The organism is Prochlorococcus marinus CUG1416 (genome assembly GCF_017695965.1).
Lineage (GTDB): Bacteria > Cyanobacteriota > Cyanobacteriia > PCC-6307 > Cyanobiaceae > Prochlorococcus_A.
In genome coordinates, this window is sequence record NZ_JAAORM010000002.1 from 508894 (window position 1) to 531433 (window position 22540).

Genomic DNA, 22540 nt, shown 5'->3' on the forward strand with positions numbered 1-22540 from the left:
CTAATCCTCAGGTCTTCCTAAATAAACGTCAATCACTTTTTTATCCTTTTGTATAGTGTCCATCGTCCCCTCACATAGTACTGTGCCTTGATTTAATACTGAAACATTACTATCAAGTCTTCTTATGAATTCCATATCGTGGTCTATTACAACAACCGTATTTTCTCCCGATAAAGATTTTAATAAATCAGCAGTAAGATCAGTCTCTTCATCAGTTAAGCCTGCAACAGGTTCATCTACCAGCATTAAATCGGGCTTCTGTCCTACTAACATGGCTATTTCAAGCCATTGTTTTTGGCCATGAGACAAAGATCCTGCTTTTGAATTGACTTTTTGAGATAAATTAACAATTTTCATAAGACGTTCAATCTCATCAAGCTGCTCATCTTTAATATTTTTATTTATTAGGTTCAAGGGACTTTTAGGAGTTGTTACTGATATTTCCAGATTTTCTTTAACCGTAAGATTTTCAAAGATTCTTGGACTTTGAAACTTTCTACCTACTCCAAGTTGAGCAATCTTATGCTCTTTTCGACCTATTAATGATTTCCCTTTAAAAATTACTTCCCCTTTTGTGGGCTTAACTTTTCCAGTTATTACATCAAGAAATGTCGTTTTGCCGGCGCCATTAGGTCCAATTACAGCTCTTAATTCTCCTTTAAGTAAATTCAGATTAAGCTTGTTAAGTGCTAAGAAACCTTCAAAATTAACTGTAATATCAATTAAATTTAGGAGAGATTTATTATTCATTAATTTTCATCCTTATTATTAACTTCCAAGCTTGGATAGGTTTCAATTTTTCTTTTAAAACCAAATCTTTGAAGAAGATTCCTAGGGCCATCTCCTTGTATCCATCCTAAAACACCTTCTGGCAATGCTGTAACAACTAAAATAAACATTCCTCCTTGGATAAACATCCAGCTAGCAGGTAAAGCTTCACTTACCAGACTTTTTGCATAGTTAATTAAAACAGCTCCTAATATTGCACCCAATAATGTTCCTCTCCCTCCAACAGCAACCCAGATAACCATTTCTATAGAAAAGGGAACTGTCATGAATTGAGGTGATACTATTCCAGATTGAACAGTATATAAAGCTCCCGAAATTCCAGCGAGGCCTCCAGCTATAGAAAATATTATTGTCTTGAATATCACTGGATTGTATCCTGTAAACCTTACTCTTGGTTCATCATCTCGAATTCCTATAAGAATATTGCCAAATCTTCCTTTGACGACCCATTTTGCAAAAAACCATGCCGCTATTACAAGTATGGAGGTTAACCAAAAGAACATTCTTTGCATAGACTCAGAACCTACCATCTGACCAAATAGCAGGGTTACATCTGTTTTTAATCCATTTGTTCCGTTTATAAGTTTTTGTTGTCCATTAAAGAAGTTAAAGAAAACGAGAAGAGATGCTTGAGTAAGTATAGAAAAATATACGCCTTTGATTCTATTCCTGAAAACAAGAAATCCAATTAAACCTGCAACCAATGCAGGAATAATCCAAATAGCAAAGAATGTGAAAACTGGCGATCTAAATGGTTCCCAGAAAAAAGGTAATTTTTCTACGCCATATAAAGCAAAAAATTCAGGAATATTATTTGGAAATTCAGAAGAACTGGTTATTTGTAAATACATTGCTGCACAGTATCCACCGAGTGCAAAAAATATACCTTGTCCAAGACTTAATAAACCTGTATATCCCCAAATAAGATCAACACCAAGAGCAACTATGGATAAAGATAAGTATCTACCGAGAAGATTTAATCTGAATACAGGAAGTAGAGTAGGTGCTGCAATAATTAAGGCTATTAATATTATCCAAAATGATAATACTATTTTTTTATCGAATTTAATTTTACTTAGGGTCATTAGTATTCAACCATCCTGCCTTTTTGAGGAAATAAACCTGTGGGTTTAAATTGTAAGAATATAACTATTAATGCAAATATCATTACTCTTGCCATACTTGTTGTCGCAAAAAAGTTGATTGTATTTGAGAGAGGTAAAGGCATATCTGGCCATATTGATAAGAGCCTTCCAGCTCCAATTAAATCTGTCATTATTCCAATTCCAAAGGAAGCAAGTACTGTTCCTAATAAATTTCCTACTCCTCCAAGAACTACAACCATAAAACAACCAACTATATAATTCCCTCCAACATTTGGTCCTACAGAACCTAATAGTGATACTGCTACTCCGGCAACTCCTGCTAAGCCAGATCCAATCCCAAAGGTAATTATATCCACTTTTTCAGTAGATATACCCAGACAATCACTCATTTGTCGGTTCTGAGTGACTGCTCTAATACGCATCCCCCAAGAACTTTGATTAAGAAATAATGTTATTGCTATTACAGATATTAGTGTAATTACAATTATCATTAATCTTGTTTTAGGAAATGCAGTTCCAATAATTTCTACTTGACCTCTCATCCATGAGGGTGCTGTTACATCAACATTACGAGCACTTGCTCTACTAAGTTTGCTTACAGTGGATGAAATAACGCTACCGGTGAGAACCCCAGTTAAAGCAGCAAATATCCAAGAACTAAATTTAAAATATTTGAAATTAATTGATTCTTTTATTTTTGAAGGAAACGTTATTGGTAAAAACAAACCAATTATCAGACTTATAACCAAACCCGTCCCATAAGCTAAAGGTACACTTCTGACAAATTGTTGCAGAATTAAGCTTACGCCCCATGTGGCGAGAAGTGTTTCTAGAGGACTTCCATAAAGCTTTCTTATTATAGTTTTTTCAAGGAGAATACCTACCACTCCACTAACAATAAAAGCTAGAAAAATTGAGACTATAATATATGAATTGTAGAAGGGTTTTAATATAGGTAATTTGAAAATTAATTGTGTAACGTATGTTGTGTAAGCCCCAAGCATCATAAGTTCTCCATGGGCAAGATTAATTACACCCATAAGACCAAAAACAATTGCCAGACCTAATGCAGCAACAAGTAGTACAGATCCGATTGCAACACCATTAAAAAGACTATCGAGAAGTAACTCCAATTTAGAAAAAGAAAATATTTGATTATATAAAATAAAAGGAGGGGTTAACCTCCTTTTATTTAGAAGTATAGGTTCTAATTAAATTAAAGCTTATACTTTTCACCTTTTGAAGGATCTGTCCAATCGCATGCAAATCCTTTTGAACTTGGATGCTTTTGGTTCCATGCTTGAGGAAGAACAACTCCTGTCTCTTCAAGAATTGTAAATCCACCCTCTGCATTAATCTCTCCAATTCTTACTGTTTGAGATAAGTGGTGATTAGGCATAACCTCAACAGGACCTTGTGGTGCATCAAAAGTTTGTCCAACTAGGGCTTCTCTTACTGCGTTGTCGTCGAATGTCCCAGCATCTTCAACTGCCTGTTTCCATAAATAAACCATGTTATAAGCAGATTCTTGAGGATCAGCTACAACACGATCAGATCCCCATCTCTTCTTGAAACTTTTAGCGAATTTCTTAGATGCAGGAGTATCAATTGACATCATGTAGTTCCATGCACCGTAGTGACCTTCAAGGAACTCAGGACCAATTGTACTAATCTCTTCTTCAGCAATCGAATAGTTCATTACGTAGTAGCCACTTGAAGGAGTGATACCTGCGTCTTGAATCTGTTTGAAGAATGCAACGTTTTGGTCACCATTAAGTGTATTAATGATTATTCCACCTTCAGGTAAGGCTTTTTTGATTTTTGAGATAATTGGAGCAACTTCAGTATTTCCTAATGGAAGGTAATCTTCTCCAACAACTTTACCTCCTAATTGTTTTACCTGAGCTTTTGTAATTGTGTTGGAAGTTCTTGGGAAAACATAATCAGAACCTACAAGGAAGAAATCTCCACCAGCTGCGGGAGAACGCTTATACATGAAATCTGTGGCTGGTTCTGATTGTTGGTTTGGTGTGGCTCCTGTATAGAAAATGTTGTTAGAACATTCTTGGGCTTCATATTGAATAGGGTAGTAGAGGAAGGCATCTTTTGATTCGTAGACTGGTAACATTGCCTTTCTACTTGCAGATGTCCAACCACCAAATACGACAGGAACTCCGTCTTGATCAATTAGTTTTTTAGATTTTTCAGCAAAAGTAGGCCAGTCAGATGCACCATCTTCTACTATGTACTCTATTTTGTAGCTTTTGCCGCCAACTGTTACACCACCAGCAGCGTTTATCTCTTCAATAGCCATTTTTTCTGTATCAACAAGGGTTGATTCAGAAATAGCCATTGTTCCAGATAACGAATGCAAAATACCAACGGTTACTGTGTCATCGAAACTTCCGGAGGTTCCACCTCCACCACATGAAGTTGCTGTGACCGCAAGTGAGGCAGTAGCTAATCCTGCCAAAATACGCCTTGAAATTCTCATGAATTAGGATAATTTAGGTAATTGACCCTCATTAAGGGGATAAAGTAAAAGTTATTAACGAGTGAGGATAAGTTTTGTATCTGTCGTAACTTTTTGTTGAATCCAATATAAAACAAATAATTATTTTTCTAGTTTCAATTGTTGGGTATGTGTGATTCTAGAAATTGAGTTATTTCTTCAACTCCTTTGCCGCTACTTAGGTTGGTGAAAAACCATGGTTTCCCTTTTCTCATGAATTCCGTATCACTTTTCATAATTTTTAAATCTGCACCAACCATATCTGCTAAGTCAATTTTATTTATTAATAATAAATCTGACCTTGTTATCCCTGGTCCTCCTTTTCTAGGGATTTTGTCTCCAGCAGATACATCAATTACATAAATTGATAAATCTACAAGTTCTGGACTAAAACTAGATGCTAAATTATCACCTCCACTTTCTACAAAAATAAAATCTAAAGGATTATATTTATTTTCTAAATCTAAAACTGCATTTTTATTTAAGGAACAATCCTCTCTGATCGCTGTATGAGGACAACCTCCTGTTTCTACACCAATAATCCTTCCTTCCTCTAAAACTTTTTTATTTATAAGAAAGTTGGCATCTTCTTTGGTGTAGATATCATTGGTGACAACTGCTATCTCATAATTTTTTTTCAGGCTTAAGCATAGAGACTCTACTAATGCAGTTTTTCCTGAACCTACAGGCCCAGCAACTCCAACTCTCATTTTACTGCTCATAAATTAATTTCTAAAAAGTTTTGTATATAGGTCATTATGATTTTGTTGTGCCATAGCTAAACCTACATTGCCAAAATAGATGTCATCAATTTCTTTGTCCATAAGTTCTTCAGAAACTTTTGAAATTATTGCTAATAAGTCTCGCTGAATTAATTGTGCTTTTGTTGAACCAATAGGAATAATCCTTAATGCTGCACTTAGTTGGTTTGCACTCCAAGCGTAGAAAAAATTCTCAACCATTTCTAACTTCGAAATTTCAAAACAATAACAAGCCCAACTCCACGACAATGGCCAGGAATTTCTTTTATTATTTTCATATGGATATTCAAATCCAAATTCTTTGGTTAAATCAAAGAGAGATTTTGCCATTTGAGTTTGTTGTTCTCTCATCTCGATAGAGTCCTTTGATGAGAGGATCCACTTATCCAAACTAAATAACTTTTGTAAATTTCTTTTTACATTTTTCCCGTCGTTTATCTCATTGAAAATATCAAAAAAGTCAAGTAAGAGTTTTGCATCTAGTCTGATCTGGCCTATTTTAAGTTCACTTATGATTAATTCTTTTAACGAATTTGCGTCTTTTAAATTTTTATTATAAAGATAACTCTCCATTCCCTCCGAATAACAAAACCCTCCAACTGGTAAGTTAGGGCTTGTTAATAAATATTTTAATAAGTGACTTTTACTCATGACTATGCGCACCTCTCTCAGGAAAAAATTTTTTCTGGGTATTTACGATGTCAACATTAAAATTTTTAAGCATATTTTCAATAATGTAATCACTTTTTGTTAAAAGAATGTCTTCTAAAATTTCTACTTCTACGTGCCTATTTCCTAGATGATAAACAGTTTTAATAAGTTCAAGTTTAGATTTTGAACTTATTTCAATTAAATTTTCTGTTTTGGCAATTATCTCTACATAAAAATTGGATTCATTAGTTGAAAGAATATCTCCATCATTTAATTGCCCCTTTCTAGGTAATTGTAAAATTATTTCTTGATCACAATCAGTTAATCTTTTACCTCGTAAGATTCTTCTTTCATCTGAAGTTAAGGTTAGTTTTAAAAAAGAACCAAATCGAGGTTTTTCCTTAATCCAATCAGTTACAACAATTTGTTTATTCATTCTCATAATCAAAATTTTTGGTTACTTTAATTTAGTAATTAAAGAAAACAATTTATGATTAAAACTTCATGGGAAGGTAATTGTTTCTTAAATTTTTTCAATAATAAATCAAGTTTAGGAAATGTTGATAAAACAATCTTTAAATCTAAATCAACTTCTCCTTATAAGTTATTAAAGTCTACTCATGATCATGAGGGTAGATGTATTTTACCTGTTCTTCATACTGCAGGGGGATTGGTTGGTGGAGATTTACTTAAGTTTGAGGTAAATCTTGAAAAAAACTCTAAGGTTTTGTTGACTACTTCTTCAGCTCAGAAAGTATATGGATCAGTTGGAAGATCTAAAATTAATCCAAAAGGAAGTTTTTCAAAGCAAAAAAATCTCATAAACATTCTTGATAATTCTCATTTGGAATATCTCCCCCAAGAAACAATTATCTTTGCAAATGGTTTATATGATCAAAAGTTTAAAGTATCTATTTCAGAAACTTCAAGTTTTTTATTTACTGATTTAATAAGACTTGGAAGATCTTCTTCTGGAGAGTCTATTGAAAGTGGAGTTTTTAGGTCCAAATTAGAAATTATAAGAAATAATGATTTATATGATGACTGGGAATATGTTGATCAAATTGAATTATCTAAAGCTAGTTATGTAGCTAAGTCTGGTATGGATTACATGCCCGTTTTTGGATCCTTAATTTGGATTTGCGAAAAAGATTTTTCCAAATCAAAAAAAAATAATCTAGTGAGAAATATAAAAAAGATTTTCCAAGAAAGTGAAAATCATTTATCTATTGGAATTCTTGAGAATGGAATCTCTGTAAGATTCCTGGGGAGTTCTTCTCAACATGCTAGGAAATGTTTTTTTTGTATTTGGAAACAAATTAGGTCTGTTTGTGGATTTTGTGAGCCAAAATATCAAGGTGTATGGCCTCTACAAGATTCTATGAATTATTAATTATGTTCAGAGAGAACCTTTTTTAAGAATTTATAGATTAATTTTTTATTATGCATCTTTCCCCTCAAGAAAAGGATAAATTATTGATTTTTTCTGCTGCGCTTTTAGCTGAAAGAAGACTTAATCGTGGTCTGAAGCTGAATTATCCTGAAACAATTGCTTTTTTAAGTTTTCAAGTTCTTGAAGGAGCTAGAGATGGGAAAAGTGTAAGTCAATTAATGTCAGAGGGAACTACCTGGCTTTCGAGATCACAAGTTATGGAGGGTATTCCTGAAATGGTGGATGAGGTCCAAATAGAAGCGGTTTTTCCTGATGGGACCAAATTAGTAACTATTCACAATCCGATTAATTAGTTATGAGTAATTTAATTCCTGGTGAAATAATTCCAGAACAAGGTGAAATCGAATTAAACCTTGGTAAGGAAGTTAAAACAGTAACCGTTTCAAATTCTGGAGATAGACCTGTTCAAGTTGGATCTCATTATCATTTTTTTGAAGCTAATAAGGCGTTAATTTTTGATCGAGAAATAACATTTGGTATGCGTCTTGATATTCCTGCAGGAACAGCAATTAGATTTGAACCAGGAGATTCAACAGATGTCAAATTAGTTCCATATTCAGGTTTTAGAAATGCATATGGTTTTAATTCACTAGTTAACGGTTCTTTAGATATTTAACATTATGTCCTACAAAATTGACAGAAAAACTTATGCTCAAACTTACGGACCCACCACAGGGGATAGAGTAAGGCTTGCAGATACGCAACTATTCATTGAAGTAGAGAAGGATTTAACTACTTATGGAGATGAAGTTAAATTTGGAGGCGGTAAAGTTATTCGAGATGGGATGGGACAGTCTCAAGTAACAAGAGGAGATGGGGCTGTTGATACCGTAATAACTAATGCTTTGATTGTAGATTGGTGGGGAATAATTAAGGCGGATGTAGGACTAAAGGATGGAAAGATTTTTGAAATCGGAAAAGCTGGTAACCCTGATATCCAAGATAAAGTTAATATTATTATTGGCGCCTCAACAGAAGTAATAGCAGGAGAGGGTCATATTCTTACTGCAGGATCAGTAGATACCCATATACACTTTATATGTCCCCAACAAATTGAGACAGCACTAGCTTCAGGAATCACAACTATGTTGGGAGGAGGAACTGGACCTGCAACCGGCACAAATGCAACTACCTGTACTCCTGGTTCTTTTCATATTTCTCGTATGCTTCAATCTGCAGAAGCATTCCCCATGAACTTAGGTTTTTTTGGTAAAGGAAATTCAACAAACGAAAGAAATCTTATTGAGCAAGTTGAAGCTGGGGCATGTGGATTGAAGCTTCATGAGGATTGGGGGACGACTCCATCAACAATAAATTCTTGTCTTAATATTGCAGATAAGCTTGATGTTCAAGTTTGTATTCATACTGACACTCTAAATGAGGCAGGCTTTGTTGAAGATACTATAAACGCTATTGCAGGAAGGACAATTCATACTTTTCATACAGAGGGAGCAGGTGGTGGACATGCCCCAGATATTATAAAAATTTGTGGAGAAAAAAACGTTCTTCCAAGCAGTACTAATCCAACAAGACCCTATACGAGAAACACATTAGAGGAACATCTTGACATGCTAATGGTTTGTCATCATTTAGATTCTAAAATTCCTGAAGATATTGCATTCGCCGAATCAAGGATTAGAAGAGAGACTATCGCAGCGGAAGATATCCTACATGATATGGGCGCATTCTCAATTATCGCTAGTGACTCTCAGGCTATGGGAAGAGTTGGGGAAGTAATAACAAGAACTTTTCAAACTGCTCATAAAATGAAAGTACAAAGAGGACCTCTATCACAGGATTCTGATAGGAATGATAATTACAGAGTCAAGAGATATATTTCTAAAGTTACAATTAATCCTGCAATAGCCCATGGTATTAATAAATATGTTGGTTCAATTGAAAAGGGTAAAATTGCAGATTTAGTATTGTGGAAACCTTCCTTTTTTGCAGTAAAGCCTGAATTGGTTGTTAAAGGAGGATCTATAGTTTGGTCTCAAATGGGTGATGCGAATGCTTCAATCCCAACTCCTGGTCCCGTTTATGGTAGACCGATGTTTGCAAATTTTGGTCAATCCCTTATTAATAGTTCTTTTACCTTTTTAAGTAAGAATTCAATAGATCATGATATTCCTAAAAACTTAGGATTACAAAAAAATTGTATTGCGGTAGAAAATACAAGAAATATCAATAAATCACACTTAAAACTTAATAGCAAACTGCCAAATATTTCAGTTGATCCAGAAACTTACGAGGTTTTTTCTGATGGGGAACTCCTTACTTGCGAACCACTTGAAGAAGTACCAATGGCTCAGAGGTACTTTTTGCTTTAGAAGTTTTTAATTAGTTCTTTCTCACTTGTCTTTATATCTTTTGACCCCGCTATGGCTAAATCCTCTTGCAGTTTGTTCTCACAGGAGAGGACTCTAGACCAGCTTGGTAACTGCTGTGTTGTAGGGCAAGCTAGGTAATCTTCTGTAGCAGGTCTCAATAGTTTCGCAAATTTTTGTACTGATAGTTCCTCTTCATGCCTATCATATGGAAGTTGATTAACTGCTGAATCTAATCCAAATTGTTTTACCCGATCTTCTCCCACTCGTTTATAAAGAACTTCTAAAGTTGCAAGTTGAGTGCTAGTTAAGGTCTCTGCTTGATGCTCCATAAGACCTCTTAACACACTCGAAAGGATCTCAGTACACATTTTTTGCAATCCTTCTCTAGAAGAATCACCAATATTCTTATGTTTATGATCAAACAAACCTAGGTCAACTTGGGCTATCTTGGAGGTTCTTACGTTTCTATAAACTTCTGATAATAAACCTATTTCTAAACCCCAGTCACAAGGTATTCTTAAATTCATAGCAAGGTCTTTAGTAAAAGCAAACTCACCTGCTAATGGATATCTAAATGATTGCAGATATTGTAAAAAAGGCCCCTTCCCAACTAACTGCTCCAGACTTGCTAATAGAGGACCAACAAATAATCTTGTCGCCCTACCTTGTAATTGGTTTGTTTCTAAAGATAATCTACTATAAAAGGCTTTTACATAAGATATTCCATATGATTCATCGAGAAGTGGAAGTATCATTCTTGAAGGATACAAAGGACTAAAAGTTCTTATGTCAGCATCAAAAAGAGCCACAACCTCTGATTTTCTAGTTGCAACGCCTATACCCTGCCAGACAGCCCATCCTTTGCCAGGAGTTCCTAATAATTCTAATCCATTTTTTTCTTGGTTTTTTAAAAGCTCTATTACATAAGGAGAATTAGTCCATTGCACATGAACGGGGAATGGCATTGAGTTAAAAAATGTCTTTGCTGCTTTAACTTGCTCCTCAGTTTTTGCAGAGAGAGCTATAACTAATTCGTTTAATTCTGAAAGGTTTTTTAAAACTTCTCTTATATCTTTTAATGCAGGACGTTCAAATTCTTCATATAAGCAAGGAATTAATATACTAGTTGTTCTTTTTTTTAGACTTTTGTTTAATTCTTTGAGTAGATCGCTAGTAACACCATATTCATGTATTGTTGTGATTAACCCTTGTTGAAAGTCCATTTTCTAATTGATGTGCAGAATAGTGTTAATACTTCGATGATTTTTTCAAAGTGAAGCAAATTGATTCAGAGAAAAAATTAGATAGATTAAAGCTTAATAAATTGTTGAAAACAATTTATTCAAATAATACTACAGAAGAAATTAATTTTATTTCAAATCAATTATTGCAGATTTTAGATAATTTCTCAGAGAAATCTGCTTATGAAGAAATAAGCAATAAAGAAAGGTGGGATGAATCTCATTCGGTTTTAATAACTTATGCAGATAGCATTTATAAAAATGGTGAGCCAACATTAATTACTCTTGGAGATTTGTTGAGCAAACACTTTGGCAGTCTTTCTAAAGTTGTACATATTCTCCCTTTTCTCAAATCCACAAGTGATGGAGGCTTTGCAGTTTCTAGTTATGATTCCCTTGAAGAAAAATTTGGTTGTTGGGATGATCTAAAAAGCATATCTAAAAATCATGTTTTGATGGCTGACTTGGTACTTAACCATGTTTCATCCTCTCATCCCTGGGTTCAACAATTTATTAAATCCCAAGAACCAGGAATATCAAATGTTTTTTCACCTGAACAAAATCTTGACTGGTCAAAGGTGGTTAGACCAAGAAGTTCTTCTTTGTTTTCTCAAATAAATACCCAATATGGTCCTAAGCAAGTTTGGACAACTTTTGGTCCAGATCAAATTGATTTGAATTGGCATAATCCCAAAATGACTCTTGAGTTCCTTACTTTAATTATTTCTTATTTAGCAAATGGTATTAAATGGTTAAGGCTTGATGCTGTAGGTTTTATTTGGAAGGAATCAGGAACAACTTGCCTACATTTGCCAAAGGCACATTCAATTGTAAAAATTTTAAGAATTCTTTTAAATGATCTTCTTAACGATGGAGTTTTAATAACAGAAACTAATGTCCCCCAGAAGGAAAATTTATCTTATCTTATTCCAGAAGATGAAGCCCATATGGCATATAATTTCCCATTGCCTCCTCTTCTCCTAGAAGCAATTATTACTTCAAAAGCTGATATTCTAAACTCATGGATTTTTGATTGGCCAAGATTACCTGATGATACTACTCTTTTCAATTTCACTGCATCACATGATGGCGTTGGTTTAAGAGCTCTTGAGGGCCTAATGAATGAGCAGAGAATTAAAGATTTGTTAATTAATTGTGAGAAAAGAGGGGGACTAGTAAGTCATAGACGTTTATCAAATGGTGTTGATAAACCTTATGAATTGAATATTAGTTGGTGGAGCGCAATGGAAGACTCCAGTAGAGATTCCAATCGATTTCAATTTGAGAGGTTTATCTTGACTCAATTATTAGTGATGTCTCTAAAAGGAGTACCTGCCTTTTATTTGCCAGCTTTACTGGCTTCAGAAAATGATATCAAAAGTTTCTCTATGACAGGTCAAAGAAGAGACCTTAATAGAGAGAAATTTAAATCAGACAATCTTTTATCTGTTTTTAATAATCCTGAATCTAATGCTAATAAAAACTTAAAATATCTTTGTAATGCTATGGATGTAAGGTCAGAATTAAAGCAATTTCATCCTTGTTCACAAATGAAATGTTTGTCTAAAGATAGAAGCGACATTGTTGTAATCAAAAGAGGTAAAGGTCCAGAATCTGTTTTTGCAATCCATAATATGACAGAAAATAAAATTAATTATCAATTGAATGATAATGATTTAACAGAAAAAATTGATAATGATTTTAATATGCGAGATTTTTTAACATGCACTAAATACAATTGTAAAAATATTAGTCTTGATCCTTTTCAAGTCGTTTGGCTTGGTTCTTTATAAAATGATTGAAAATTCTCCTATTTGGGTTGTGAGTGATGTTGATGGCACTTTAATGGATCACTCATATGATTTAACACCTGCAAAAGAAACTATAAAAACACTACAAAAATTATCTATACCTGTAATTCTTTGTACAAGTAAGACAGCATCTGAAGTTAAAGTTATTAGGAAGGAACTGAATTTAACGGATCCCTATATTGTTGAAAATGGCGCAGCAATATTTGGTGAATCTCTTAGAAGTGTGAATGGGAAGATTATTCTTGGAAAAAAATACGAATTTCTTGAAGAAATCTTAGGTTTTATTTCTAAAGAAATTAATTATAAACTTATTCCTCTTAATAATCTTACTGATCAAGAAGCAACTAAGCTCACCGGTTTAAGAGGCAATTCATTGAACTTAATGCGTGATAGACATTGGAGTATGCCTTTTTTAAACCCGCCTAGTTTTTTAGAAGAGAGAATTAATATATGTTGCAAAAAGTTCAAAGTAGATATATTTAAAGGAAACAGAATGAGTCACTTATTATCTATAAATTCTAATAAAGGAAAAGCAATAAATGCCCTTAAAAAATATTCAAATAATCAAAATATTCAAATTATTGGTCTAGGTGATTCTCCAAATGATTTGCCATTACTTTTGAATTCAGATTTTAGAATTGTTATTCCAGGAATCGAAGGACCTAACTTAAATTTACTAGGTCAATTAAAAGATATGGAATTTATTTTGGCTTCTGAACCAAATGGATATGGTTGGAAAAAAGAAATCAATAAATTAATAAATAAGCTTGAATTGATCTAGAAAAGTGAAAGATTTAGATATTAGTTTTCCTCTTGATAAATTTGAAAAATTAATTATTGATATTGGCTGGGAATCGTTGAATAAATGGATCAACTTTTGGGATAATCAAAAAAATATTCTCTCAATTGATCAATTTTGGAATAGCAAAGTAAATGATGATTGGATTTGGGGTTTGGCTTTACCTCTTTTATCTCAGTCTTATGAATTTCATAATAAGTTTTCTGATCGAAAAATAATCGGGATCTCAGCTCTCCCTGGAACGGGCAAAACAACTTTAGGTAAATGGCTTGAAGCAATCTCGTTAAATTTAAATTTTAAAATTGCTGTTATTTCAATTGACGATTTTTATCTTCCTTCAGATGAAATGAATTTGGCTATTAATAATAATCCTTGGAATGTCTCAAGAGGTTTTCCTGGAAGTCACTCAGTAAATTTAATGTATGAAAAATTATTAAATTGGAAAACAAATGGAGAGTTAAATGTACCTGTTTTCGATAAGTCTTTAAGAAATGGCTTAGGAGATAGATCTCATTGGAGAGCAGATAATCCTGATTTATTAATTCTTGAGGGATGGTTTTTGGGAATTGAACCTTTACCTCTTAATGTTAATGATCAAACCATGAATTCGGAAGAGTTGAGCACTCATGAATCTTCATATAGATTTAAAATACAAAAAAATTTAAAAGAATATTTAGATGTTTGGAATTTAATAGACAATATATGGCACTTAAAGCCCTTAAAGTATGAATATATGAATATGTGGAAGTTAAATCAAGAAAAAGAAATGTTCTTAAAGAAAGGAAACGCCCTTAGAGATGAGAAATTATCTAATTTCCTGAGAATGCTTAATGTCTCAATACCTCAAAAAAGTTTTGATCTCATAAATTCTTATGCTGTCTTATTGATTGATCAAGAAAGAAATTTAGTTGAATCTCGATTAAATTTGTAAAAGTTTATAAATTTCTTTTTTTAAGTAATTTTTTATACATTTTTAGTTGATCTAAATGGTGTTTAATTAATTTTATTTTGTTACTTAAGTGATGGTTGAGTTTTCTTACAAAAATGAAGGTTGTAGGATGATTGTTTTGAGATGTATTGGTCCTTCAAACTTTTTTTTAGAAAGAGTTTTATTCCCAACTGACATTCTTACTTTTAATGCCCCAGAAGATTCAAGAGTTGAAATCTGGGGAAATGAATTATATGGCCCTAAGTTGGAAGAGAGAATAAGAGTTTCATCTGATAATGAAGATTCCTCTTTAGTGGCATAGACCCTGGACCTGTAATTGTCTTCGAGTCACAATTTTATACAAATAGCTATTTTTTACTGATATCATCAAACTAGTTTTTTAGTTTATTGTGACATACCAATTTTCTTCTTTCGCAATAGGAGGATTTGCTCCCTCTACATCTATTGCGGGCGTTTTACTTCTAGTTGGTTTGGTCGACTTCTTTTGACTTGGTATCTAAGGTCCGACGGATTATTAATGCTGAATTTTATTTAACAAATGTTTATTTAAAATTTTTATAACCACATTATTTCAACTATTTTCTTATGGATTTAACAATCATTCTATTTATATTAAGTTTGCCATTCGTTTTATTAACTGTTTACTTTGGCACAAAAAATGATTTTTACGAAAGTGAAAATTATAAAGGTGATGGCTGTGCTCACGATGTAAAAAGGTAACTTCACTAATTATTACCGCTAAATACACAAGTCCACTTACTATCAAATTGCCAGACCGGTTTATATATATCTTTTGTGATTTTCTCACCTGCCTGTTTACATGTATCCAAATCCTCCATGGGAATAGAGTGTAACGAAGGACTTGTTATTCCACTTACCTCAGGTCTTCCTCCTGGCCCTTGCCTATAAGTTCCAATTACTAGCCAATAATTATTAGCCCATAATGAATTTGAATAACACAATAAAGAAAAAAGAAATAAAATTATTTTAATAGATTTTTGTTTCATTAATTTATATTAGAGTTTACCTATTATATTTAAATTATATTTTCTGATTTGCTAATTATAAAATAGGAATATTTTTAGGTTTTTGAAATATATAGAATTTATTTTATACGGCGTAATTCAAGGTTTAACAGAATTTATTCCAGTAAGTAGCACTGCTCATTTAAAAGTCATATCTAATCTTTTAGGAATTGATGATCCGGGCTCCTCTCTTTCTGCAATTATTCAATTTGGAAGTGTTTTAGCGCTACTTTGGTATTTTAAGAATGATGTTTTTAAATTAAAAAGTAAATCTTCAAAAAGAATTTATGATTATTTCTTACATGAACGCTTATTGAGATCTATTTTGGTCGGGACGATCCCAATTGTTTTGCTTGGTTTTAGTCTTAAATTGTTATTTCCCTATTTTTATAATAATTTTCTTCGTTCAAATTTATCAATAGCCTTAGTTTCTTTCCTAATGGCTTTTTTTATGTACATAGCAGATCGTTCGAAAAAAGGTTCTATAAATTTAAAAAATCATAATTATACTGATAGTTTTTTGATAGGCTTTTCTCAAGCATTTGCTATTTTTCCTGGGGTCTCAAGATCTGGGATTACTATTTCTACCGCTCTTATATCAGGATGGGAAAGAGCTGATGCAGTAAAGTTCTCTTTTCTTTTAGGTATACCCGCTATCTCTATGGCCGCAATTGTGGAGTTCATTTTTTCTTTCAATGAATTTTCCTCATATGGTCTTTTTCCTCTAATGGTGGGTTTTCTTGCGACATTTTTGTCTTCTTTATTAGCTATAGATTTTTTATTAAAGTATTTTTCTTCAAATGGTTTAAAATTATTTATTTTCTATCGAATTATATTTGGTATTGTAATTCTTCTGAATTTATAATTTATTTTGAATAAAATTTTGCAATTATGTTAAGGTTTTAAAAAAATAGTGTCTAATGAATATTTTTATATCTTTTCAGCTAGGTGAAGTTGAAGTTTCAAACCTTACCATATTAGTATTAGCATTTTTTTCTTCATTTACTTTCATAGCTGTCGGCATAAGCTCATATAAACTATACAAGTCGCTTATAAATGATGATGAAGAGTGATCGGAACGGCGGGATTTGAACCCACGACCCCCACTACCCCAAAGTGGTGCGCTACCAAACTGCGCTACGCCCCGTATTATTACTATAAGGATAAGATGGATTTAAATGTTATTCTTTATGGGATTGTTATCAGATCTCAATACACACTTATCAACTTCCCAATTAAAGTTTTCCCAAATATAATCATTTAATTTGTAATTACTCCCAGCGAAACTTCCTAACTTAACTTTTGTAGGAGAAGCGGAACAATATTGCCTGCTGCCTGTTGATGCAAGATATTGTTGATGGTAATTTTCTGCATAAAAATATGTATCAATCATTTTTATTTCTGTTTCAATTAAACCAAATTTCTTTTTATTTAGTTCTTTTTGATATTGTTCTTTACTAGCTAATATAATTTTTTTATTATTTTCATTTTTATAATATATCGCTGACCTATATTGAGTACCAATATCATTACCTTGACGATTTTTTTGTGTAGGGTCATGACATTCCCAAAACATTTTTAATAAATCACTTATATCTATTTCACTTTTGTCCCAGATAACTCTTACAACTTCTGAATGACCAGTTAAACCAGAACAAACTTCATAATAAGTTGGTTTGGTTTTATCTCCACCAGCATAACCTACTGAAGTTGTCACAACTCCTGGAAGTTTCCAAAAACATTTTTCAGCTCCCCAGAAACAACCACATCCAAATATTATTTCCTCTTCTTGTGGATTAGGATCCTTTTTGATATCTGTTTTTAATATTCTATGAAGTGAACTAACATCATTAGTTAAAGTTTTCTCTTCTTTATTCATAATGTTTTTTAGAAATTCAAACATAACTTAATTTTTATATAATAATTTAACAAATTACTTTTAGCTCTTAACAATTTTAGTGGCCAGTTCTCTTTCCCATAGTTGTTTATATAGCCCTTTCTCTTTTACTAAATCTTTATGATTACCTTCTTGTACTATCTCTCCTTTGTCCATTACTAAAACCCTGTCACAAGTTGCAGCAACAGATAGTTGGTGACTAATCATTAATATTGTTTTATTACTTCTTTCTCGCATTTCATCTATTATTCTTGCAGCTGTTTTATTGTCAACGCTAGCTAAAGCATCATCAAGAACGACAATAGGAGAATTTATTAGCAATGCTCTTCCAAGTGCTGTTCTTTGCCTCTGTCCACCACTTAGTGTTATCCCTCTTTCTCCCACAATAGTTTTAAACTTTTTAGGAAAATTATTAATATCATCCATCAACCCAGCCTTTTTTGCACTTTCTTTGACTAATACCTTAGAAGCTTTGGGTTCTCCAAAACGTAGGTTTTCTGAGATTGTAGAAGTAAACAAGAATGCCTCTTGCGGAACGATTGCAATATTTTTTCTAAGATCACCTAATTTAATATTTTTTACATCAATTTCATCTAAAAATAATTGACCGTCGGGAATTTCAATAATTCTTCCAAGTGATTTTGCTAGAGTTGTTTTGCCACAACCTACAGGGCCAACTATTGCAATAAGTTCACCAGGATAAATTTTGAAATTGAGACCATTTAATGAATTAAATTTTGACCCAGAATATTTTATAGTTAAATGTTTTGCTTCTAATAATCCTTTTACCTTTCTCTTTAAAAATTTGGTGTTTTCTCCGTCTACAATATTTGGACTATTCTGAAAGATTTCTTCTACACGATTTAAACTAACTTGACCAAGTTGAAAAGTATTCAATGTAAAACCTAAGAGAGCTGTAGGGAAAACAAGTCTTTCGACGTAAAGAATTAAAGCTACTAATCCACCTATTGAAATAAATCCACTTTCTAATTGAAAAGACCCTAATCCTAATAAAATTAATAATGAAATTGATGAAATACCTTGTAGCAATGGGAATAGGGTACTTGCTGTTCTTGCAAGTTTTATTGCGGAATTTCGATAAGCATTATTATATATATTAAATTCTTTCAGCTCAGCATTTTCTTGTGCATAGATTTTGATAGCGCTTATGCCAGAAAGATCTTCTTGTATCAGATCACTAAGTTTTGATAGTGATTCTTGTTGAGCTTTTCTTTGATTCACCATTCTTCCTCCGAATAAGCTTACAATTCCAAGGATTAATGGGAATATCATTAATGCGGATATTGTTAATATTTTATTAATCGAAAACATCGAGGGAATAGTGAGTGAATAAGCTAAAACAATGTTGCATAAACTTAAAACAGTAAAACCTAAAAGCCTTCTAATATTTTCAACATCGCTGGTAGCCCTACTGATAATGTCCCCACTGCCTTTTTTTTGAATCCATTCTGGGTCTTGAATAAGCAAATGATCGAAAAGTTTCTGACGTAGATTTACCTCAACCTTTCTTCCTATCCCAAAGACAATCTGTCTTGAAATTAATCTAATTAAACCCATACAACTTGCTAATAAGATTAACCACAATGATTTTGAAATTACAAAATCTGAAGAAAACCCATTTTGTAATTGGTCAATTATATTTTTTACTTCTAGGGGTATTACAACACTCAAAATATTTACTACCAAGAGAGCTAAAGCTCCATATAGAAATTCTTTTTTGTATGGTTTGAGGTATTTAAATATAACCTTCAATTTTAAATTGCTCATTTAATTTTGCCGATATGATTAAGATAATGTTTCATTTTTAAATATGTGAGCTAGTTTTATGAATGATTTAGTATTTATTTATGAGTAACGAACAAACTCATCCTTTGCATGCAACAGACAAGATTATTATAGATTCTCTTATCACTAAAGAAAAACCAGAAGATCTTGACTTTATTAATTTAGCTAGATTAATAAATCGTTATGCTGATTTCCCTGGTGAAATAGAGATTAAAAATGATATCGGAAAAATTTTGAAATTTTGGAAAATTACTAAAAATCAACTTTTTTCAAAAACAAAAGAAATTTGGTCACTTAGCTTCAGGCCATCCAATACAAATAAAGATTTAGTTGGGTCAGGTTTTGATACTTCAAATTGAATCTTTTCTGGATAATTCCCTTCAATAAATAAATGTCTTCTAATCTATCAAACGCTGAAATACTAAATATTTTGCTAGAGGGTGGGAATCTTGAAGATTTTACTTCTAGAACGTTAATGCAAAGATGGCTTAATGATGAAATATCTGATGTTCAAACAGGAGCTTTTTTAAGCGCTTTAAGAGCTAAGGGCTGCACAGGGGTTGAGTTGTGTGCTATGGCTGAGGAACTCTTAAATGTTTGCAACTTACCATTAGCTAGACCAAATTTTTATATGGTAGATACATGTGGAACTGGAGGTGATGGGGCTAATACATTTAATATTTCTACTGCAGTTGCATTTGTAGCCGCTTCTTGTGGTGTAAAAATTGCTAAACACGGAAATAGAAGTGCTAGTGGGAAAGTTGGCTCTGCAGATGTTTTGTTGAATCTTGGTTTAAATTTAAATTGTTCATTAGAAAAAGTAATTTCTGCAGTCAATGAAATTGGAGTAACTTTTTTATTTGCACCTGTTTGGCATAAATCTTTAATAAAACTTGCTCCTTTAAGAAAGTCCCTTGGAATAAGGACTGTTTTTAATCAACTTGGACCACTAGTAAATCCTTTAAGACCAAATGCGCAAGTTTTAGGTGTTGCCTCTGAGGATCTTTTAGAGCCTATGGGAAGTGCACTATTAAAAATGGGCATGAATAGGGCAATAGTAGTTCATGGTTTTGGTGGCCTTGATGAAGCCTCGCTTCAAGGAGAAAATAAATTAGTATTTGTAGATAATGGTAAATTAAGATTTTCAAAAATAAATGTTTCAGATTTTAACCATGATAATGTTCCAAACGAAAAGCTTGTAGTTACAGATAGTGACTCTAACGAGGAAATATTAAAGTCTGTTTTAAACGGTTCTGGACAAAAATCACATAAAGATGTTGTTGCTTTGAACACTGCCTTAGTCCTTTGGGTAGCAGGAATTGAGGAGGATTTACATGAAGGCTTTAATAAAGCTATATTTTCAATTAATCAAGGAAATCCTTGGAAAACATTTTTACTGTTGAAAAATTTTTTATCCTCAGATGAATTAATATCAAATTGATGATTAATCCCTACAAGAAAAATGCAAAATTGGTTTTAAGTAATGGTATTACATTCCCTGGATTTTCTTTTGGTGCTTTAGGTACTACTTTTGGCGAAATAGTTTTTAATACTGGAATGACTGGATATCAGGAAGTTATTACTGATCCAAGTTACTATGGACAAATATTAACATTTACTTATCCAGAAATTGGAAATACTGGTATTAATCTTGAAGATTCAGAATCAAGTATTAGTGTTAAAGGAATAATTGTAAGAAATTATTCATCAAATAATAGTAATTGGAGATCTCTAAAGAATTTTAATCAATGGTTAGTTGAAAAAAATATAATAGGTCTTTATGGAATTGATACAAGGGCTCTTGTCAAAATCTTAAGAACCTATGGCTCGATGAATGGAGTTCTTACCTCTGAAGACAAAACCGTAGATAGTTGTTTAAAGATAATTAATCAAACGCCAAAAATGGAGGGGTTGAATTTATCAAAAGTAGTTTCAACGAAGGAAAAATATTTATGGAGTAGTCCTACAGAAACAGATTTTGACCTTAGAAAGAAATACACTAAACAGTCTAATGTATTAAAAATAGTAGCAATTGATTTTGGAATTAAAAAATCTATTCTAAACAGACTTGTTTCTCATGGTTGTGAAATTTTAGTTTTACCTTCTAGCTCTTCTTTAAAAGATGTTCTATCTAATAAGCCTGATGGTATATTCTTTTCAAATGGGCCAGGCGACCCTTCTTCTGTTTCTGAAGGGATAGATTTAGCAAGATCACTTATTGAACTTGGTGAAATACCTATGTTTGGAATCTGCCTTGGCCATCAAATATTTGGATTAGCCTTAGGAGGTTCTACTTATAAACTCCCTTTTGGACATCGTGGTTTAAATCACCCTTGTGGAAAAGATCATCAAATTGAGATAACTAGTCAGAATCATGGTTTTGCAATTGATCCTAATTCTCTCTCAAAGGACATAGTCAAAATAACTCATTACAACCTTAACGATAGTACTGTTGCAGGATTGGAAGTGAATAATAAGCCAATATTTAGTGTTCAATATCATCCAGAAGCTGGGCCGGGTCCTCATGATTCAGATTATTTATTTAAGAAATTTGTTTCTCTAATGTTAGAAAGATGTTGACATATTGTTTTCTTTTGATTTGATTTGATTATTACATTTGATACATTATTTTTTTGGAGGGATTAGATCATAGAAGATTTCCAGAAGCTAACTGTTTCTTTAAGAGGAAACCTCGATGTAAAAACAAATATTATTGTTTTTACTTTTAAAGGCCAACTTGATGCATTTTCAGAAAAACAATTTAAGACTTTTGTTACTAATAATTTAAGAAATGAGTTTCCATTCATTATTGATCTTACAAAAATTGATTTTCTAGATTCTTCTGGTCTTGGGGCTCTTGTTCAGACTGCTAAAGAATGTAAAAAATTGAAGTTAGGGTTCTCAGTTGTTGGTAATTCTAGAGTTGCTCAAACTATTAAACTAGTACGTTTAGGTGATTTTCTTAACTTAAAGTTAAATCTTGAAGATGCATTAACTTATTTGAAAAATTGAATTATTGGATTCAAAACTTGGTTCCATATGGATCTCCTGATGAAATAGGTGTTATTCAACTTGCTTGGCTTGGTGATTCGGTATGGGAACTTCATCAGAGACTAAGACATGTTCATTTTCCATTGAAATCTAAAGAACTCCATTTATCAGTAGTAAACGAAGTAAAAGCAAAATCTCAATCAAAATCATTAAGTCAAATTGAACATTTATTAAATTCAAATGAAATGGATTTAATTAGACGTGCTAGAAATAAAACAAAGAGATACCCAAAGTCTTCAGACCCTACCATATACTCAAGAGCAACTGGTTTTGAAACCCTTATCGGTTGGCTATTTCTGAAAGATCCTAAAAGATTATCAACTATTTTTGAATATCTTGAAATCACAATGCATTGAATC

At 32.5% G+C, this 22540-nt stretch carries 26 protein-coding genes and 1 tRNA gene; 15 read left to right on the forward strand and 12 right to left on the reverse strand.

Going from position 1 to position 22540, the window contains the following annotated elements:
* From urtD to ureE, 7 genes are all read right to left on the reverse strand, one after another.
* On the reverse strand, nucleotides 1-750 hold the full coding sequence (gene urtD / locus HA146_RS04210) for an urea ABC transporter ATP-binding protein UrtD (protein ID WP_209108303.1): 750 nt from the start codon (nucleotides 748-750) through the stop codon (nucleotides 1-3).
* Nucleotides 750-1874: an urea ABC transporter permease subunit UrtC gene (gene urtC / locus HA146_RS04215; RefSeq protein ID WP_209108304.1), complete on the reverse strand. Its 1125-nt coding sequence runs from the start codon at nucleotides 1872-1874 to the stop codon at nucleotides 750-752. Before urtC ends, urtD begins: the two co-directional genes overlap by 1 nt.
* Nucleotides 1874-3028: an urea ABC transporter permease subunit UrtB gene (urtB, locus tag HA146_RS04220; RefSeq protein WP_209108305.1), complete on the reverse strand. Its 1155-nt coding sequence runs from the start codon at nucleotides 3026-3028 to the stop codon at nucleotides 1874-1876. The genes urtC and urtB overlap by 1 nt, the downstream gene beginning before the upstream one ends.
* An 83-nt stretch (nucleotides 3029-3111) precedes the next feature.
* Nucleotides 3112-4389, reverse strand: coding sequence for an urea ABC transporter substrate-binding protein (gene urtA, locus HA146_RS04225; protein WP_209108306.1), 1278 nt, complete (start codon nucleotides 4387-4389; stop codon nucleotides 3112-3114).
* Between the two features lie 134 nt (nucleotides 4390-4523).
* The gene (gene ureG, locus HA146_RS04230) at nucleotides 4524-5129 is read right to left on the reverse strand and encodes an urease accessory protein UreG (RefSeq protein WP_209108307.1); all 606 of its coding nucleotides are present in this window, start codon (nucleotides 5127-5129) and stop codon (nucleotides 4524-4526) included.
* 3 nt (nucleotides 5130-5132) lie between these two features.
* Nucleotides 5133-5819, reverse strand: a complete 687-nt coding sequence (locus tag HA146_RS04235) for an urease accessory protein UreF (protein WP_209108308.1) — start codon at nucleotides 5817-5819, stop codon at nucleotides 5133-5135.
* Nucleotides 5812-6261 carry an urease accessory protein UreE gene (ureE, locus tag HA146_RS04240; RefSeq protein WP_209108309.1) on the reverse strand — a complete coding sequence of 150 codons (450 nt, stop codon included), beginning with the start codon at nucleotides 6259-6261 and terminating at the stop codon, nucleotides 5812-5814. The genes HA146_RS04235 and ureE overlap by 8 nt, the downstream gene beginning before the upstream one ends.
* Nucleotides 6262-6309: 48 nt before the next feature.
* Between ureE and HA146_RS04245 the strand changes: the two genes are divergently transcribed.
* From HA146_RS04245 to ureC, 4 genes are read left to right on the forward strand one after another with little or no spacing between them, the layout of a single operon-like run.
* On the forward strand, nucleotides 6310-7212 hold the full coding sequence (locus HA146_RS04245) for an urease accessory protein UreD (protein WP_209108310.1): 903 nt from the start codon (nucleotides 6310-6312) through the stop codon (nucleotides 7210-7212).
* A gap of 50 nt (nucleotides 7213-7262) precedes the next feature.
* Complete coding sequence (locus HA146_RS04250; protein ID WP_209108311.1) at nucleotides 7263-7565, forward strand: urease subunit gamma; 303 nt, start codon at nucleotides 7263-7265, stop codon at nucleotides 7563-7565.
* Between the two features lie 2 nt (nucleotides 7566-7567).
* The gene (locus HA146_RS04255) at nucleotides 7568-7888 is read left to right on the forward strand and encodes an urease subunit beta (protein ID WP_209108312.1); all 321 of its coding nucleotides are present in this window, start codon (nucleotides 7568-7570) and stop codon (nucleotides 7886-7888) included.
* 4 nt (nucleotides 7889-7892) lie between these two features.
* On the forward strand, nucleotides 7893-9602 hold the full coding sequence (gene ureC, locus HA146_RS04260) for an urease subunit alpha (protein WP_209108313.1): 1710 nt from the start codon (nucleotides 7893-7895) through the stop codon (nucleotides 9600-9602).
* Here the strand turns inward: ureC and HA146_RS04265 are convergent.
* A complete protein-coding gene (locus tag HA146_RS04265) occupies nucleotides 9599-10825 on the reverse strand; it encodes a glycosyl transferase (RefSeq protein ID WP_209108314.1) in 1227 nt (408 codons plus the stop codon). The two genes, ureC and HA146_RS04265, sit on opposite strands and share 4 nt — an antisense overlap.
* 50 nt (nucleotides 10826-10875) lie before the next feature.
* On the opposite strand from HA146_RS04265, the gene HA146_RS04270 reads away from it, so the two are divergent.
* The 4 genes from HA146_RS04270 (at nucleotide 10876) to HA146_RS04285 (ending at nucleotide 14703) form a co-directional block, all read left to right on the forward strand.
* Nucleotides 10876-12636, forward strand: a complete 1761-nt coding sequence (locus tag HA146_RS04270; protein ID WP_209108315.1) for a sugar phosphorylase — start codon at nucleotides 10876-10878, stop codon at nucleotides 12634-12636.
* Between the two features lies 1 nt (nucleotide 12637).
* Complete coding sequence (gene yedP, locus HA146_RS04275; protein WP_209108316.1) at nucleotides 12638-13435, forward strand: mannosyl-3-phosphoglycerate phosphatase-related protein YedP; 798 nt, start codon at nucleotides 12638-12640, stop codon at nucleotides 13433-13435.
* A 4-nt stretch (nucleotides 13436-13439) separates the two neighbouring features.
* Nucleotides 13440-14384, forward strand: a complete 945-nt coding sequence (locus tag HA146_RS04280) for a kinase (RefSeq protein WP_209108317.1) — start codon at nucleotides 13440-13442, stop codon at nucleotides 14382-14384.
* Nucleotides 14385-14475: 91 nt separating this feature from the next.
* Nucleotides 14476-14703: a DUF1830 domain-containing protein gene (locus tag HA146_RS04285; protein WP_209108318.1), complete on the forward strand. Its 228-nt coding sequence runs from the start codon at nucleotides 14476-14478 to the stop codon at nucleotides 14701-14703.
* Between the two features lie 424 nt (nucleotides 14704-15127).
* Here the strand turns inward: HA146_RS04285 and HA146_RS04290 are convergent, their stop codons facing one another.
* Nucleotides 15128-15409 carry a hypothetical protein gene (locus HA146_RS04290; protein WP_209108319.1) on the reverse strand — a complete coding sequence of 94 codons (282 nt, stop codon included), beginning with the start codon at nucleotides 15407-15409 and terminating at the stop codon, nucleotides 15128-15130.
* Nucleotides 15410-15491: 82 nt separating this feature from the next.
* Between HA146_RS04290 and HA146_RS04295 the strand changes: the two genes are divergently transcribed.
* Together HA146_RS04295 and HA146_RS04300 are read left to right on the forward strand one after the other, a co-directional pair.
* Entirely contained in the window at nucleotides 15492-16292 is an 801-nt protein-coding gene (locus HA146_RS04295; protein WP_209108320.1) for an undecaprenyl-diphosphate phosphatase, read from the forward strand.
* 55 nt (nucleotides 16293-16347) lie between these two features.
* On the forward strand, nucleotides 16348-16500 hold the full coding sequence (locus HA146_RS04300) for a hypothetical protein (RefSeq protein WP_209108321.1): 153 nt from the start codon (nucleotides 16348-16350) through the stop codon (nucleotides 16498-16500).
* Here HA146_RS04300 and HA146_RS04305 read toward each other — a convergent pair.
* From HA146_RS04305 to HA146_RS04315, 3 genes are all read right to left on the reverse strand, one after another.
* A tRNA-Pro gene (locus tag HA146_RS04305) sits at nucleotides 16501-16574 on the reverse strand.
* Nucleotides 16575-16601: 27 nt separating this feature from the next.
* A complete protein-coding gene (msrA, locus tag HA146_RS04310; RefSeq protein WP_209108322.1) occupies nucleotides 16602-17330 on the reverse strand; it encodes a peptide-methionine (S)-S-oxide reductase MsrA in 729 nt (242 codons plus the stop codon).
* 36 nt (nucleotides 17331-17366) lie between these two features.
* A complete protein-coding gene (locus HA146_RS04315) occupies nucleotides 17367-19112 on the reverse strand; it encodes an ABC transporter ATP-binding protein (protein ID WP_209108323.1) in 1746 nt (581 codons plus the stop codon).
* Nucleotides 19113-19192: 80 nt separating this feature from the next.
* Here HA146_RS04315 and HA146_RS04320 point away from each other — a divergent pair, with 80 nt between their 5' ends.
* The 5 genes from HA146_RS04320 to HA146_RS04340 all read left to right on the forward strand — a co-directional run bounded on the left by HA146_RS04320 (nucleotide 19193) and on the right by HA146_RS04340 (nucleotide 22537).
* On the forward strand, nucleotides 19193-19489 hold the full coding sequence (locus HA146_RS04320; RefSeq protein WP_209108324.1) for a DUF3288 family protein: 297 nt from the start codon (nucleotides 19193-19195) through the stop codon (nucleotides 19487-19489).
* Between the two features lie 32 nt (nucleotides 19490-19521).
* Nucleotides 19522-20571 (forward strand): anthranilate phosphoribosyltransferase, encoded by a 1050-nt coding sequence (gene trpD, locus HA146_RS04325; RefSeq protein WP_209108325.1) that lies wholly within the window; start codon nucleotides 19522-19524, stop codon nucleotides 20569-20571.
* On the forward strand, nucleotides 20571-21710 hold the full coding sequence (carA, locus tag HA146_RS04330; protein ID WP_209108326.1) for a glutamine-hydrolyzing carbamoyl-phosphate synthase small subunit: 1140 nt from the start codon (nucleotides 20571-20573) through the stop codon (nucleotides 21708-21710). Before trpD ends, carA begins: the two co-directional genes overlap by 1 nt.
* 69 nt (nucleotides 21711-21779) lie before the next feature.
* The gene (locus HA146_RS04335; protein WP_348535277.1) at nucleotides 21780-22142 is read left to right on the forward strand and encodes an STAS domain-containing protein; all 363 of its coding nucleotides are present in this window, start codon (nucleotides 21780-21782) and stop codon (nucleotides 22140-22142) included.
* Nucleotides 22139-22537, forward strand: coding sequence for a ribonuclease III domain-containing protein (locus tag HA146_RS04340; RefSeq protein ID WP_209108327.1), 399 nt, complete (start codon nucleotides 22139-22141; stop codon nucleotides 22535-22537). The genes HA146_RS04335 and HA146_RS04340 overlap by 4 nt, the downstream gene beginning before the upstream one ends.
* Nucleotides 22538-22540: the final 3 nt, after the last annotated feature.

Excerpts from the sequence above, each read along its gene's own strand:
- urtA (WP_209108306.1), bottom strand. The coding sequence starts at position 4,389 with ATGAGAATTTCAAGGCGTATTTTGGCAGGATTAGCTACTGCCTCACTT.
- HA146_RS04250 (WP_209108311.1), top strand. The coding sequence starts at position 7,263 with ATGCATCTTTCCCCTCAAGAAAAGGATAAATTATTGATTTTTTCTGCT.
- ureE (WP_209108309.1), bottom strand. The coding sequence starts at position 6,261 with ATGAGAATGAATAAACAAATTGTTGTAACTGATTGGATTAAGGAAAAA.
- HA146_RS04285 (WP_209108318.1), top strand. The coding sequence starts at position 14,476 with ATGGTTGAGTTTTCTTACAAAAATGAAGGTTGTAGGATGATTGTTTTG.
- HA146_RS04320 (WP_209108324.1), top strand. The coding sequence starts at position 19,193 with ATGAGTAACGAACAAACTCATCCTTTGCATGCAACAGACAAGATTATT.
- HA146_RS04235 (WP_209108308.1), bottom strand. The coding sequence starts at position 5,819 with ATGAGTAAAAGTCACTTATTAAAATATTTATTAACAAGCCCTAACTTA.
- HA146_RS04290 (WP_209108319.1), bottom strand. The coding sequence starts at position 15,409 with ATGAAACAAAAATCTATTAAAATAATTTTATTTCTTTTTTCTTTATTG.
- HA146_RS04265 (WP_209108314.1), bottom strand. The coding sequence starts at position 10,825 with ATGGACTTTCAACAAGGGTTAATCACAACAATACATGAATATGGTGTT.
- urtC (WP_209108304.1), bottom strand. The coding sequence starts at position 1,874 with ATGACCCTAAGTAAAATTAAATTCGATAAAAAAATAGTATTATCATTT.
- msrA (WP_209108322.1), bottom strand. The coding sequence starts at position 17,330 with ATGTTTGAATTTCTAAAAAACATTATGAATAAAGAAGAGAAAACTTTA.
- ureC (WP_209108313.1), top strand. The coding sequence starts at position 7,893 with ATGTCCTACAAAATTGACAGAAAAACTTATGCTCAAACTTACGGACCC.
- trpD (WP_209108325.1), top strand. The coding sequence starts at position 19,522 with ATGTCTTCTAATCTATCAAACGCTGAAATACTAAATATTTTGCTAGAG.
- HA146_RS04300 (WP_209108321.1), top strand. The coding sequence starts at position 16,348 with ATGAATATTTTTATATCTTTTCAGCTAGGTGAAGTTGAAGTTTCAAAC.
- carA (WP_209108326.1), top strand. The coding sequence starts at position 20,571 with ATGATTAATCCCTACAAGAAAAATGCAAAATTGGTTTTAAGTAATGGT.
- HA146_RS04245 (WP_209108310.1), top strand. The coding sequence starts at position 6,310 with ATGATTAAAACTTCATGGGAAGGTAATTGTTTCTTAAATTTTTTCAAT.
- HA146_RS04255 (WP_209108312.1), top strand. The coding sequence starts at position 7,568 with ATGAGTAATTTAATTCCTGGTGAAATAATTCCAGAACAAGGTGAAATC.
- ureG (WP_209108307.1), bottom strand. The coding sequence starts at position 5,129 with ATGAGCAGTAAAATGAGAGTTGGAGTTGCTGGGCCTGTAGGTTCAGGA.
- yedP (WP_209108316.1), top strand. The coding sequence starts at position 12,638 with ATGATTGAAAATTCTCCTATTTGGGTTGTGAGTGATGTTGATGGCACT.
- urtD (WP_209108303.1), bottom strand. The coding sequence starts at position 750 with ATGAATAATAAATCTCTCCTAAATTTAATTGATATTACAGTTAATTTT.
- HA146_RS04315 (WP_209108323.1), bottom strand. The coding sequence starts at position 19,112 with ATGAGCAATTTAAAATTGAAGGTTATATTTAAATACCTCAAACCATAC.